This window comes from Alloalcanivorax sp., assembly GCF_964221125.1.
Taxonomy (GTDB): domain Bacteria; phylum Pseudomonadota; class Gammaproteobacteria; order Pseudomonadales; family Alcanivoracaceae; genus Alloalcanivorax; species Alloalcanivorax venustensis.
Genome location: NZ_CAXPXK010000054.1, coordinates 1 through 12,586, shown reverse-complemented (window position 1 = coordinate 12,586; position 12,586 = coordinate 1). Strand labels below are relative to the sequence as shown.

Genomic DNA, 12,586 nt, shown 5'->3' with positions numbered 1-12,586 from the left:
CTGGTGTTCGAAACCCCGAAGGGCAAGATGGTGCTGCGTGACGAGGACCACCAGGCGATGCAGGAGATGTATCACTTCCGCATCGAAGTGGAAAAGCGTGACGACTGGTTCGCCGACCGCACCGTGGAAGCGGGTGTGCCCAAGCTGATCCGCAAGATCGGCGTGGACGAAATGAACATTCCGATTCGCAACAAGCGCTAACACCAAGGGCGTGGCCTTCGCGGGTCACGCCCTCCAGGTTGCCGCTTTCCACGTGCGACTCGTGGCTTCCGAAAAACTCTAGAATATATTCCAATAAAAAGGGACCTCCCATGGCCTCCTTGCACCCCCAATCCGCCTCTGAACCGGTTCTGGAAACCCGCGGGCTGACCATTAACTTCGGTGGGCACGTGGCGGTTAATCAGGTGTCCTGCGCGTTCCACGCCGGCACCCTGACGTCCATCGTCGGCCCCAACGGTGCGGGCAAGACCACCTGGTTCAATCTTATTTCCGGACAGCTCGCCGCCAGTGCCGGCAGCGTGCATTTGTTCGATCAGGATATTACCGCGCTGGGCGCCGCCGCCCGGGCCGATAAGGGCCTGGGCCGCGCCTTCCAGCTGACCAACCTGTTTCCCAACCTGACCGCCCTGGAGAACGTGCGCCTGGCGGTGGCGTCGCGCTACCGCATCGGCCATGTGTTCTGGCAGATGGCCTCGCGCCGCCGCGACATCAGCGACCGCGCCGCCGCCTATCTGGAGCAGGTCAACCTGGGCAAGCGCGCCGACACGCCGGTGGCCAATCTGCCGCACGGTGATCAACGCAAACTGGAAGTGGCCCTGATGCTGGCGCTGGAGCCGGAGGTGTTCATGTTCGACGAACCCACCGCCGGCATGAGCGTGGACGAGGTGCCGGTGATTCTGGATTTGATCGCCGACATCAAGAACAAGCAGAACAAAGTGATTCTGCTGGTGGAACACAAAATGGACGTGGTGCGCTCCCTGTCGGACCGCATCGTGGTACTGCACAACGCTGAACTGGTGGCCGACGGCGAACCTTCCGAGGTGATCGCCTCGCCGATTGTTCAGGAAGCCTATCTGGGCGCGCCCCAGGAAGACACCGCCGGCGAGGAGGGCTGAACGATGGCCGAATCGATTCTTTCCCTGTCCGGCGTGCGCGCCGACATCGATCAATACCACATTCTTCACGGCGTGGACCTGGAAGTGCCCGCCGGCGAGCTCACCGTGCTGCTGGGGCGCAACGGCGCCGGCAAGAGCACCACACTGCGTACCATCATGGGCCTGACCACGATCACCGGCGGGAAGGTGCGCTTTCGCGGCGAGGACATCACCGGCCAGCCGACCCCGCGCATTGCCCGCAAGGGCATCGCCTTCGTGCCGGAAGACATGGGTATTTTCAGCCTGCTGACGGTGCGCGAAAACATGGTGCTGGCGGCGGTGAACGGCCCCCTGGACCCGGCCCGGCTGGACTGGGTTTTCGACCTGTTTCCACCGCTGAAAAAGTTCTGGGACCGGCCGGCGGGCAACCTCTCCGGCGGGCAGAAGCAGATGCTGGCGATCGCCCGGGCGATCATCGAGCCGCGCGAGCTGTTGCTGGTGGACGAACCCACCAAAGGGCTGGCGCCGGCGATCATCAACGATCTGGCCGGCGCGTTCGAGCAGCTTAAGCAGCAGCAGGTCACGGTGCTGCTGGTGGAGCAGAACTTTAATTTTTCCCGCCGCCTGGGTCAGTCCGCGGCGGTGATGAACGATGGCGGGGTGGTCTGGTCCGGCCAGATGACCGAACTCGCCGACAACGATGATCTCCAGCACGAGCTGCTGGGTCTGGGGCTCGGCGAGCACCAATAAGAATAGGAGTAAGACCATGTCGGCGCACGACGAAATTATTGGTCAACCAGCGCGGCCCAAGGGCTTCCTGGCACGCTTCGCGGCGTTCCGGGAAGACAAGCCGCATATCTTCCTGCTGCTGCTGATGATGGCGGTGGCCCTGTTGATGATGGACCCGCGCACCTGGGTACTGCTGACCATCAGCGGCCTGGCGATGGGTGCCATGGTGTTTTTGATGGCCTCGGGCATGACGCTCACCTTTGGGTTGATGAATGTCCTCAACCTGGCTCACGGGGCCTTTATTTCTTTGGGCGCTTTCTCTGGCGCCAGCGTGCTGCTGTGGCTCAGCAACCAGGCCAGCGAGCCGTCGCTGCTGATCAATCTGGCGGCGATTCTGCCGGCGCTGGGGTTCGCCCTGGTGGTGGCGGGGCTGCTGGGTCTGGTGTTCGAGCGGCTGGTGATCAAGCCGGTGTACGGCGACCACCTCAAGCAGAGTCTGGTCACGGTGGGCGGCTCCATTATCATCATGGAGCTGATCCATGTGGTGTGGGGGCCCAACGAGATTCCGGTGCCGCGCCCGGAGGCGCTCACCGGTGCCTTTCTGCTGCCCGATGCGCTGCCGGTGATCGGCGGCGTGGCGCTGGAAAAATACCGCCTTATCGCGGTGGTGCTGGGCCTGGCCATTTACGGGCTGATGACCTGGATCATCGAGCGCACCCGGGTCGGCATTTTGATCCGCGCCGGGGTGGAGAGCCGCGAGATGGTGGAAGTGCAGGGCTACCGCATCCGCCTGTTGTTCCTGGGCGTGTTCGTGGCCGGCTCGGCGCTGGCCGGCCTGGGCGGCGCCATGTGGGCCATGTACCGGGAGATCATCACCGCGCACATGGGCGATGAGCTGATGATCTCGGTGATCGTGGTGATCATCCTCGGCGGTCTGGGCTCCATCAAGGGCTGTTTCTACGGCGCCGTGCTGGTGGGCCTGATCAATCTGTATGTGGGTTACCTGGAACCCCGTCTGGCTGCGGTGGCCACGGTGGGGCTGATGGTGGGCGTGCTGATGTGGCGTCCGCAGGGCCTGATTCCGGTCATCAAAGTCTGAGGAGGCGCGCCATGTTTAATCGTATTCTTTCCGGCGACTATCCGCGTAGCCGGGCGCTCTCCGCACTGCTGGTGCTGATCGGCGTGTGTCTGGCCCTGGGGCCGTTCCTGTTCCCCGGCGTGCGCGCCTTTTCCATGCTCGGCATGATCTGCGTGTTCATTATCGTGGTGGCGTCCTACGACCTGATGCTGGGTTACACCCATATCGTGTCGTTCGCCCACACCATGTTTTTCGGCATCGGCGCCTACGGGGTGGCGATGTCCACGGACGCCTTCGGTTCCGGTTTCGGCGCCGTATTCATCGGCATCGGTGGCGCCGTGGTGATGAGCATTCTGCTGTCGCTGCTGCTCGGTTTGCTGTCGCTGCGGGTGAAAGCGATCTTCTTCGCGCTGGTGACCCTGGCGGTGGCGTTCGCCTTTCTCAGCCTGGTGACCCAGCTCTACAACATCACCGGCGGCGAAGACGGCCTGGCGGTGCGCAGCCCGCGCGAACTGGGCCCGGCGTTCCGGCCGTTGGATTCCTCGCTGCCGGGCTTCAGCGTGGTCGATTTCATCACCGGTGTGGTCGGCCAGGGCAGTATCGGCCAGGCGTTCAATGACGCCGTGTTCGAGGTGCGGGTGAGCGGCCGCCACCTGATGTACTACATCACCTTCGCGATCTCGCTGGGCGTGTTCCTGTTCCTGCTGCGCATGGTGAATTCCCCGTTCGGGCGGGTTCTGCAGGCGATCCGCGAGAACGAGTTCCGCGCCCAGGCGCTGGGTTACCGGACCGTGTTCTACCGCACCGCGGCAGTGATCGTGTCGGCGGTGCTGGCGACCCTGGCGGGCGTGCTGTTCGCGCTGATCAACCGTTACGTGAATCCGGAGAACACGCTCAACTTCGAGCTGATGGTGTTCATCCTGTTGATGTGCGTGATCGGCGGCATGGGCACCCTGTACGGCGCCGTGGTCGGCACCGCCGTGTTCCTGCTGGCGCAGAATTACCTGCAGGATCTGCTCGGGCTGCTGGTCAGCAACGCCGAGCCGGGCAGCCTGTTCGCCGAGCTGGCGGGCCCGGACCGCTGGCTGCTGTGGTTCGGTCTGTTGTTCGTGTTGAGCGTGTATTTCTTCCCCGCCGGTATCGTCGGCCAGTTGCGCCTTTGGGCGGAACGGCGCCGGGAGCGGAAAGCGGATAAGACGCCGGCGGCGTCGCCCCTGAAACAGGAGTCGTAGTCATGCGTCTTGAACAACGCGTCGCGGTGATCACCGGGGCCGGTCGCGGCATCGGCCGGGCGATCGCCGAGCGGTACGCCCGCGAGGGCGCCCGGGTGGCGGTGGCCGATCTGGACAGCGCCACCGCTGAGGAAGCGGCGGCGGCGATCCGTGACGCCGGCGGCGAGGCCCTGGCGCTGGCCATGGACGTCACCGACGAACAGGCGGTGGACGCCGGCGTTCAGCGTGTGGTGGACACCTGGGGCCGGCTCGACATCGCCTTCGCCAACGCCGGCATCCAGCATATCGAGTCCCTCGACAAGCTGGCGCTGGAGCACTGGCGCAAGGTCATGAGCGTGCACCTGGACGGTGCCTTCCTGCTCACCCGCGCGGCGCTGCGTCATATGTACGCGGGGCAGGGCGGCACGCTGCTGTACATGGGCTCGGTGCACTCCATGGAGGCCTCGCCGCTGAAAGCCCCCTACGTGGCCGCCAAGCACGGCCTGCTGGGGCTGTGCCGGGCGGTGGCCAAGGAGGGCGCCGGACACGGGGTGCGCAGCAACATCATCTGCCCCGGGTTCGTGCGCACGCCGCTGGTGGACAAGCAGATTCCGGAGCAGGCCCGCGAGCTGGGCATCTCGGAAGAGGAAGTGATCCGCAATGTGATGCTCAAGAACACCGTGGACGGCGAGTTCACCGCCGTGGAGGACATCAGTGAGCTGGCGGTGACGCTGGCGGCGTTCCCCTCGGCGGCGTTAACCGGCCAGTCCGTCGTGGTCAGCCACGGCTGGCACATGGGCTAGGGGAGAGCGGAATAAGGTCCGGGAGCCCGGCTCCATCCTTGGAGCCTGGAGATCGATCAGGCCTTCCGAGGGGTCGCAGAAAAGAAAACCTGAGGAGGGCTCACCGGACCACCGAAGTTACTGTACATCCGAACAGTAGTCAAGCGAAGCCCGACCTATTCGTCGGGCAGGGTGATGTTCAGTTCCAGAATCTCGCAGCCGGATTCCCGGTCCACCTGGATGTTGATGGCGTCCTGGTCCACCTCCACGTACTTACGCACCACCATCAGCAGCTCTTCCTGCAACTGGGGCAGGTAGTCCGGGCCGCCGCGGGTGGCCCGCTCGCGGGCAACGATGATCTGCAGGCGCTCCTTGGCCACCGAGGCGGATTTCTCTTTCTTGGGAAGCAGGTAGCTGAAAATGCTCATCATTGCGCTCCGAACAGACGGCCGAAGAGCCCTTTCTTGTTAGCGGTGAGGAAGCGGTGCGGGCGCTGCTCGCCGAGGAAGCGGGCGACCGCGTCCTCGTAGGCCTTGCCGGCGTCGGATTCGCTGTCGAGAATCACCGGCGCGCCGCTGTTACTGGCGTTGAGCACCGCCTGGGATTCCGGAATCACGCCCAGCAGGTCGATCGCCAGGATGTCCTTCACGTCCTCCACGGACAGCATTTCACCGCGCTCCACCCGTTCCGGGGAATAGCGGGTCAGCAGCAGGCTGGCGGGAATGTCGCCTTCGCCCCGCTCGGCCTTGCGGGTCTTGCTGGAGAGAATGCCGAGAATGCGGTCGGAGTCGCGCACGCTGGACACTTCCGGGTTGGTCACCACCACCGCTTCGTCGGCGAAATAGGCGGCGGTGAGCGCGCCTTTTTCGATGCCCGCCGGGCTGTCGCAGATGATGTATTCCATGCCCATGTCCTTGAGCCCTTCCAGGACTTTTTCCACGCCCTCCAGGGTCAGGGCGTCTTTGTCCCGGGTCTGGGAGGCGGGCAGGATGAACAGGTCCTCGACGCGCTTGTCCTTGATCAGACCCTGCTTGAGGTTGGCGTCGCCGTTGATCACGTTGACCAGATCGTAGACCACGCGCCGCTCACAGCCCATGATCAGATCCAGATTGCGCAGGCCCACGTCAAAATCGATGACCGTGGTTTTATGGCCGCGCTGGGCGAGGCCGGTTGCCAGCGCGGCGCTGGTGGTGGTTTTACCCACGCCGCCCTTGCCGGATGTTACGACCACGATTTTTGTCACGATCTCGTCTCCTAGGTTTTGCTGTCGGGTATGGCTTATTTGAGGTCCGCGAAGCGCATGGCGTCGCCGTCCAGAGTGATGTGCACCGCCTGTTTGCGGTGTTGCTCGGGCAGGTCTTCGGCGACCCGGTAAATCCCGGCGATGGAGACCAGCTCCGCGTCCAGTTTCTGGCAGAAGATGCGCGCGCTCTGGTCGCCGCGCACGCCGGCCAGCGCGCGCCCGCGCAGGGTGTTGTAGACGTGGATATGGCCTTCGGCGAGCAGCTCCGCGCCGGTGCTCACCGGCGCCAGCACGATCAGATCGCCGCGGCTGTAGATTTGCTGGCCGGAACGCACCGGCTGGTCGATCACCAGGGTGTGGCCGGCGTCGGCCGGTTGCTCCGCCTGCGGCGCCGGTTCGGCGCTGCGCGGCACGTCCCGGCCGCCGGCCAGGCTGATGCTGCCCAGGCCGAGCATGGCGGCGGTGTCGCTGTCCAGGTGCTCGTTGCGGGCCAGCGCCACCAGGTTCACGCCCAGGCCGCGCAGGGTGTCCACGGCGGCCATCAGGGCCACCTGGTCGGCGCCCTCGGGCTGCGCCAGGTCCACCACCACGGGCGCGTCGCGCAGCCACTGGGCGGCGTCTTCAAGCCGCTGGCTGACCTGTCGGTGCAGGGTGTTGGGGTCCAGGTCCTTGAGCAGCAGGACCGTCATCATCAGCATGCGGCCCTTGAACTCCAGAACCGCCTTTTCCTCGAATGCCACTGTCATTACGGGGGATCTTTATGAATATGGGTTGGCGCCGAAGGCGAGACGCAGAAAGCCTAGTCGAAAGCGGTAGCCGGTGAAAGCGGCGCGGCGGCCCGCCATTGTTAAATTTCGCCGATCTGGGATCGATCGAACAAAAAAAAGCCGCCCCGGAGGGCGGCTTTTGCGGATTTACCAGGGCCGCAATCAGGTCGGCCGCTGGGTGTTCATGTCGACTTCCTTCAACTCCTTGTCGAAGGCGTCGGTGAGCAGGCAGTCGTAGCGCATCTCGTCGTAGTCGAGAATCGCCTGTACCTGGTCGTTGGGGATGATGCCCTTGGCGGCGGCGTCTTCCAGCTTGGCCTGGAGGGTCTCGCCCTCCAGCTTGCCCTTGCCGTCCGCCTTCAGGAAGGCTTCGTAGTCGCGCTCCACTTCCAGCAGCTTGTTGTAGGTGACTTCCACCCGACCGATGCTGTCTTTCGGATCCACGCTGATGTAGGCGTTGGCGGCCAGCGCATCGCGCACGCTGCTGGGGTTCATGATCTGCTCGCCCAGGGTGCGGATCAGCTCGTCGCTGGGCTTCTGAGCACCGGCGGGCCGGCCGAACGGGAAGAACACGCCTTTGAGAATGCGCGCCACACCCATGTAGCCGAAGTTGCGGGCGAAGTCCTCCACCGCGTCGTGGATCTGGCTGAACGCGTGCTGCAGCGCATAGCGGGCGTGCGCGTCGTTGGCCTCGTCGCGGGGCAGGGTGGCGTGGAACTTCAACACCGCGCAGGCGATCAGCAGCTGGCTGTGCACGTCGCCGAGGCGCGCGGACACCATCTCGCGGCGCTTGAGGTCGCCGCCCAGCAGCGCGAACGCCACGTCGGAGAAGCTCGCCAGCACCGCGCTGTAGCGGGTGATCAGGCGGTACCAGGGGGCGCTGAAGCTATCCGCGTTGGCCGGAATCTCCGCCAGCGCGGCGCCGCTCAGGCCGTGCACCAGGCCGCGGCTCATGTTGCCCAGGGTGTGGCCGGCGTGCTTGAAGAACAGGCCTTCGAAGGTGTCCAGGCCGCGTTCCTGGTCCTCGTCCTGAATCGCCTGCAGCTCGTCGTACAGGTACGGATGGCAGCGCATCGCCCCCTGGCCGAAGATCATCAGCGAGCGGGTCAGAATGTTGGCGCCCTCCACGGTGATCGCCACGGGAATGGACTGGTAGGCCAGCGCCATGAAGTTACGCGGGCCCATCTGCACGGCGCGGCCACTGGCGATGTCCATGCCGTTGTTGATCAGCACGCGCATCATTTCCGTGGAGTGATACTTGGCCATGGCCGTGACCACGGAGATGGTGCCTTCCTCCAGGCCACGGGTGACCAGGTGGCGGTAGGCTTCCAGGGTGTAGGCCAGCCCCGCCACTTCCGCGGACGCTTCCTGCACGCCCTCGAAGTGGCCCACGGCGGTGCCGAACTGGCGGCGGATGCGCGAGAAGGCGCCGGTCATGCGGTAGCCCATCTCGCCGCTGGCGGTGGCCAGGGCGGGCAGGGAAACGCCGCGGCCCGCGCCCAGGCACTCGATCAGCATGCGCCAGCCTTTGCCGGCCATTTCCGGACCGCCGATGATGGCGTCCAGCGGCACGAACACGTCCTTGCCGTTGATCGGGCCGTTCATGAAGGGGGAACCGCCCGGGTTGTGGCGGCGGCCGATTTCCACGCCTTCGGTGTCGGCGGGTAGCAGGGCACAGGTAATGCCCAGCTCGTCCTGGTCACCCAGCAGGTGATCCGGGTCGTAGAGTTTAAAGGCCAGCCCCACCACGGTGGCGATCGGCGCCAGGGTGATCCAGCGCTTGGCGAAGTTCAGGCGCATGCCCAGCACTTCCTCGCCGTCCACGGTCTGCTTGCAGATCACGCCCTTATCGGGAATCGCGCCGGCGTCGGAGCCGGCTTCCGGGCCGGTCAGGCCGAAGCAGGGGATTTCCTCGCCGGAGGACAGGCCCGGCAGCCAGCGCTGTTTCTGCTCTTCGGTGCCGTACTTGGCGAGCAGCTCGCCGGGGCCCAGGGAGTTGGGCACCATGGCGGTCACCGCGGTGGTCAGCGAGCGGGTGGCGATCTTGCTCATGGTGCGGCTTTGCGCGTAGGGGCTGAAGTCCCGGCCGCCGTATTCCTTGGGAATGATCAGGCTGAAGAAGCCCTTGGTCTTCAGATAGTCCCAGACTTCCTCGGGCAGATCCTTGTGCTCGTGGTAGATCTTCCACTCATCGAGCATTTCACACAGTTCCTGGACTTCGTTATCCAGGAACGACTGCTCGTCCTCGGTGAGCTGGGTGAAATTCACCTTGGAAAAGTCATCCCAGTCGGGCTTGCCGCTGAACAGCTCCGCCTCGAACCAGGTGGCGCCGGCCTCGATGGCCTCGCGCTCGGTGTCGCCGATCGGCGGCATCATCTTGCCGAGCGTCTGATAGACCGGCTTGCTGATCAGCTTGCGGCGCAGGCCGGGGTGGTTGAGCACCACCAGCGCGCCGGCCAGCAGAATCAGAAGAATCGGGTTGTACAACCAGGACGCCAACAGACCGCACAGTAACCAGACCACGGCGAACGTAACGCTGCCGACGGTCAGGGATAACTGCATGTAGAAAATGGTCGTCAATGTCGCGACCAGAATTACCAGGGCCAAAAGGCTCAGCATGGTCATCTCCTTTGCCAGGACTTCACTTGTCGATCACAAGTATGAACCGGAAATACGCCTCCGGGCGGGCGTGGGTATCGTAACGAATCAAACATCAGGGTACCGAGCGAGCATGTACGGCACGTGAACGCCTGTTCCTGACCCCTAAGAGAATACTAACGCCCATGATGCCGCTTTCGTCTTGATTTAACAGTATTTAATCCGGCCACTTGCATCCTGTATCCATAGCCCCATTTGAGTACAATGCAGCGCAACTCACACTCGCTTAGCAAGCCGCTTCAAGGAGCAACCGTGCAGGACAACGCCGCCACTATCGACGTCACGGAACAAAACGTTCAGCAACTGCTGGAGCACTCACGTCAGGTGCCCGTGCTGTTTGGTTTCTGGGCGTCCTGGAGCCAGCCCAGCCAGCAAATGACCGTCATGCTGGAGAAACTGACCCAGGAATATCAGGGCAAGTTCGTCCTCGCCAAGGTCAACGCCGACGAGCAGGCCAACCTGACCAGCCAGTTCGGGGTGCGCGATCTGCCGTCCCTGAAGATGGTCTATCAGGGCCAGCTTGTCAGCGAACTGGAGGGCGCGCAAACCGAAAGCGCGGTGCGCCAGTGGCTCACCCCGGTGGTGGATCCGGACGCCGCCCAGCAGGAGCAGGAAGAGGGCTTCCTGGAGCAAATCCGCATGGCGATCGACGCCGGGCAGGGCGCCCAGGCCGAGCAGGCGTTGCGGCAAATGCTCTCCGAGCAGCCGGACAAGCACGCCTTCCGGGCGCTGCTGGTGGAGTACCTGCTCGGCGAGGGCCGCACTGACGAGGCGCAGTCGGTGCTGGCGGAAGTCACCGAGGACGTGGAAGCGCTGCGCCCGTTCCGGGCCCGCTTCGCGCTGCTGGAAAAGCTCGACAACGACGGCGTCGGCCTCAAGGAGCTGCAGGCGCGCATCGAGCGCGACGGCAAGCCGGAGGACCTGCACGCCTACGGCCTGCGCGCCGCCGCCGCCGGCCAGTTCCAGACCGGCCTGGACGCGCTGTTGCGGTTGCTGCGCGATCACCGCGACTACCAGGACGGGGTGGCCCGTTCGGCGCTGCTGGAAGTGTTCGAGTGCCTGCCCAAGGGCGATCCGCTGGCCAGCGAGTATCGCCGCAAGATGTTCACCTACCTCTACTAAGCGCCCGGCCCTTCCATCGGCGGATGCCGGTGTGTGGGAGCTGGGACCCTCCAGCGGGGGCGCGGGTCTGTGTTAGGCCACTTCAGAGCGGGCTGTGGGAGCGGGCCCCGCCCGCGAAAGGGAGCGAAGCTCCCGGCAGGATCCCAGAGACTTTTCTCTCCAGAGAGCCCGCACCGGGATCGGGTGTGCCCATCCAGGACACGCTGCGAGTACATCCCTGTAAGCTCGGATTTGGCCATCCCTGGCCAAATACGGTCCTGGATGGGCACACCCGATCCCGGTGCTCCTTGGAAGATTCCAAGCTCCCCTCCCTGGAGGGTCCGGCGGTGTTATGACCCGTGGCGGTGCCGCTGCTAAGTGAGCGGGGCAATGGTGGTGCCTGGAGGGAGCTGTTTGGCCAGGGACGGCCAAACTAACAGCGGCCATGGATGGCTTGAGCGGTCCCGGAAGGCACCACCATTGCACCGCGTCTCGGATACGGAGCACCGGACACCTGAAGAATTAAAGGTCTCTGGTATCCTGCCGGGTGGCTAAAGCCGCCCTTTCGCGGGCGGGGCCCGCTCCCACAAGGACCGCTTCCTACAGAGCCTGCTGCCTTCAGATGGCGCAGGTCTGCACACCGGTCGTGCACAACATTGGTGACTTCGGCCTAATTCGTGCACGCCAATAGTGCAAAATAGACGTCTCCGCACGTCTTTGCCTTCCCAATGCCCCGTTTTCTGGCGCTGCCTGTCCTGGCCCGATTCTTGTATGCCCTTAGCCGGTGCAATTCCGGCGGGCTGCTTCCCGCTGGTGCAATCCAGGCCGTGCGCGGCCGCGAGGACTAGGGACCTATAGCTATGAAAATGATCACGGCGGTAATCAAACCGTTCAAAGTGGATGACGTACGCGACGCCCTGGCGCAGATCGGCGTTCAGGGCATGACCGTCACCGAGGTAAAGGGCTTCGGCCGTCAGAAGGGCCACACCGAGCTGTACCGTGGCGCCGAGTACGTGGTGGACTTCGTGCCCAAGGTGAAGCTGGAGCTGGCGGTGGTGGACGAGCGCGTCGACCAGGCCGTGGAAGCCATCGCCCAGGCGGCCAGCAGCGGCAAGATCGGCGACGGCAAGATCTTTATCACCGCGCTGGAGCAGGCACTGCGTATCCGCACCGGTGAAACCGACAACGACGCCCTGTAAGGAGGCCCCATGCGATATCTGATTGCGGGCCTGCTGGCCCTGACGCCGTCTCTGGCGCTGGCGGACACCCTGGATAAAAGCGACAGCGCCTGGATTCTCACCGCCACCGCGTTGGTGCTGTTCATGACCCTGCCGGGTCTGGCGCTGTTCTACGGCGGCCTGGTGCGTAACAAGAACGTGCTGTCGGTGCTGATGCAGTGCTTCGCCATCGCCTGCGCGGTGTCGCTGGTGTGGCTGGTGGTGGGCTATTCCCTGGCGTTTTCCGACGGTGGCGCGGCCAACGCCTGGATCGGCGGCCTCAGCCATGTGTTCTTCGACGGCATCGGCCGCGACACGCTGGAGGGCAACCTGCCCAAGAGCCTGCACGGTTTGTTCCAGATGACCTTCGCGATCATTACCCCGGCGCTGATTGTCGGCGCCTTCGCCGAGCGCATGCGTTTCGGCGCCATGCTGGCGTTTTCGGTGCTGTGGGTGCTGGGTGTGTACGTGCCGATCTGTCACTGGGTGTGGGGCGGCGGCTGGCTCGCCGAACTGGGCCTGTACGACTTCGCCGGCGGCACCGTGGTGCACATCACCGCCGGTGTGGCGGCGCTGGTGGCGGCGGTGGTGCTGGGCCGCCGTCAGGACTGGCCCGGCCAGGCCATGAAGCCGCACAACATGACCATGACGGTGATGGGCGCCGGCATGCTGTGGGTGGGCTGGTTCGGCTTTAACGGCGGCTCCG

General features: G+C 64.5%; 11 protein-coding genes and 2 pseudogenes. 9 read left to right on the top strand and 4 right to left on the bottom strand.

From position 1 onward, the window contains the following. The 6 genes and pseudogenes from ACEQZD_RS06765 to ACEQZD_RS06740 form a co-directional block, all read left to right on the top strand. A pseudogene (locus tag ACEQZD_RS06765) lies at positions 1–201 on the top strand (ABC transporter permease); the annotation flags it as partial. A 110-nt stretch (positions 202–311) separates the two neighbouring features. After that, positions 312–1,115, top strand: coding sequence for an ABC transporter ATP-binding protein (locus ACEQZD_RS06760; RefSeq protein WP_370184694.1), 804 nt, complete (start codon positions 312–314; stop codon positions 1,113–1,115). Between the two features lie 3 nt (positions 1,116–1,118). Then, a complete protein-coding gene (locus tag ACEQZD_RS06755; protein ID WP_214013934.1) occupies positions 1,119–1,844 on the top strand; it encodes an ABC transporter ATP-binding protein in 726 nt (241 codons plus the stop codon). A gap of 16 nt (positions 1,845–1,860) precedes the next feature. Continuing rightward, complete coding sequence (locus ACEQZD_RS06750) at positions 1,861–2,922, top strand: branched-chain amino acid ABC transporter permease (protein WP_370184693.1); 1,062 nt, start codon at positions 1,861–1,863, stop codon at positions 2,920–2,922. Between the two features lie 11 nt (positions 2,923–2,933). Continuing rightward, positions 2,934–4,133 carry a branched-chain amino acid ABC transporter permease gene (locus tag ACEQZD_RS06745; RefSeq protein WP_142949366.1) on the top strand — a complete coding sequence of 400 codons (1,200 nt, stop codon included), beginning with the start codon at positions 2,934–2,936 and terminating at the stop codon, positions 4,131–4,133. A gap of 2 nt (positions 4,134–4,135) precedes the next feature. Beyond that, a complete protein-coding gene (locus ACEQZD_RS06740; RefSeq protein ID WP_370184692.1) occupies positions 4,136–4,915 on the top strand; it encodes a 3-hydroxybutyrate dehydrogenase in 780 nt (259 codons plus the stop codon). Positions 4,916–5,070: 155 nt separating this feature from the next. On the opposite strand, the gene minE is transcribed toward ACEQZD_RS06740, so the two are convergent. The 4 genes from minE to ACEQZD_RS06720 form a co-directional block, all read right to left on the bottom strand. Continuing rightward, positions 5,071–5,322 (bottom strand): cell division topological specificity factor MinE, encoded by a 252-nt coding sequence (gene minE, locus ACEQZD_RS06735; protein WP_067605699.1) that lies wholly within the window; start codon positions 5,320–5,322, stop codon positions 5,071–5,073. Further along, positions 5,322–6,137, bottom strand: a complete 816-nt coding sequence (gene minD / locus ACEQZD_RS06730) for a septum site-determining protein MinD (protein WP_142949364.1) — start codon at positions 6,135–6,137, stop codon at positions 5,322–5,324. Before minD ends, minE begins: the two co-directional genes overlap by 1 nt. A gap of 35 nt (positions 6,138–6,172) precedes the next feature. After that, positions 6,173–6,883 (bottom strand): septum site-determining protein MinC, encoded by a 711-nt coding sequence (gene minC / locus ACEQZD_RS06725; RefSeq protein ID WP_142949363.1) that lies wholly within the window; start codon positions 6,881–6,883, stop codon positions 6,173–6,175. A 183-nt stretch (positions 6,884–7,066) separates the two neighbouring features. After that, complete coding sequence (locus tag ACEQZD_RS06720; RefSeq protein ID WP_335628501.1) at positions 7,067–9,523, bottom strand: acyl-CoA dehydrogenase; 2,457 nt, start codon at positions 9,521–9,523, stop codon at positions 7,067–7,069. A gap of 291 nt (positions 9,524–9,814) precedes the next feature. Here ACEQZD_RS06720 and ACEQZD_RS06715 point away from each other — a divergent pair, with 291 nt between their 5' ends. From ACEQZD_RS06715 to ACEQZD_RS06705, 3 genes and pseudogenes are all read left to right on the top strand, one after another. Next, positions 9,815–10,684 carry a tetratricopeptide repeat protein gene (locus ACEQZD_RS06715; RefSeq protein ID WP_370184691.1) on the top strand — a complete coding sequence of 290 codons (870 nt, stop codon included), beginning with the start codon at positions 9,815–9,817 and terminating at the stop codon, positions 10,682–10,684. A gap of 839 nt (positions 10,685–11,523) precedes the next feature. Then, positions 11,524–11,862, top strand: a complete 339-nt coding sequence (locus ACEQZD_RS06710) for a P-II family nitrogen regulator (protein WP_142949972.1) — start codon at positions 11,524–11,526, stop codon at positions 11,860–11,862. Between the two features lie 9 nt (positions 11,863–11,871). Next, positions 11,872–12,586, top strand: a pseudogene (locus ACEQZD_RS06705) (ammonium transporter); the annotation flags it as partial.

Bases quoted from the DNA above. Each gene is read 5' to 3' on its own strand.
- ACEQZD_RS06760 (WP_370184694.1), top strand. From the start codon at position 312: ATGGCCTCCTTGCACCCCCAATCCGCCTCTGAACCGGTTCTGGAAACC.
- ACEQZD_RS06755 (WP_214013934.1), top strand. From the start codon at position 1,119: ATGGCCGAATCGATTCTTTCCCTGTCCGGCGTGCGCGCCGACATCGAT.
- ACEQZD_RS06750 (WP_370184693.1), top strand. From the start codon at position 1,861: ATGTCGGCGCACGACGAAATTATTGGTCAACCAGCGCGGCCCAAGGGC.
- ACEQZD_RS06745 (WP_142949366.1), top strand. From the start codon at position 2,934: ATGTTTAATCGTATTCTTTCCGGCGACTATCCGCGTAGCCGGGCGCTC.
- ACEQZD_RS06740 (WP_370184692.1), top strand. From the start codon at position 4,136: ATGCGTCTTGAACAACGCGTCGCGGTGATCACCGGGGCCGGTCGCGGC.
- minE (WP_067605699.1), bottom strand. From the start codon at position 5,322: ATGAGCATTTTCAGCTACCTGCTTCCCAAGAAAGAGAAATCCGCCTCG.
- minC (WP_142949363.1), bottom strand. From the start codon at position 6,883: ATGACAGTGGCATTCGAGGAAAAGGCGGTTCTGGAGTTCAAGGGCCGC.
- ACEQZD_RS06720 (WP_335628501.1), bottom strand. From the start codon at position 9,523: ATGCTGAGCCTTTTGGCCCTGGTAATTCTGGTCGCGACATTGACGACC.
- ACEQZD_RS06710 (WP_142949972.1), top strand. From the start codon at position 11,524: ATGAAAATGATCACGGCGGTAATCAAACCGTTCAAAGTGGATGACGTA.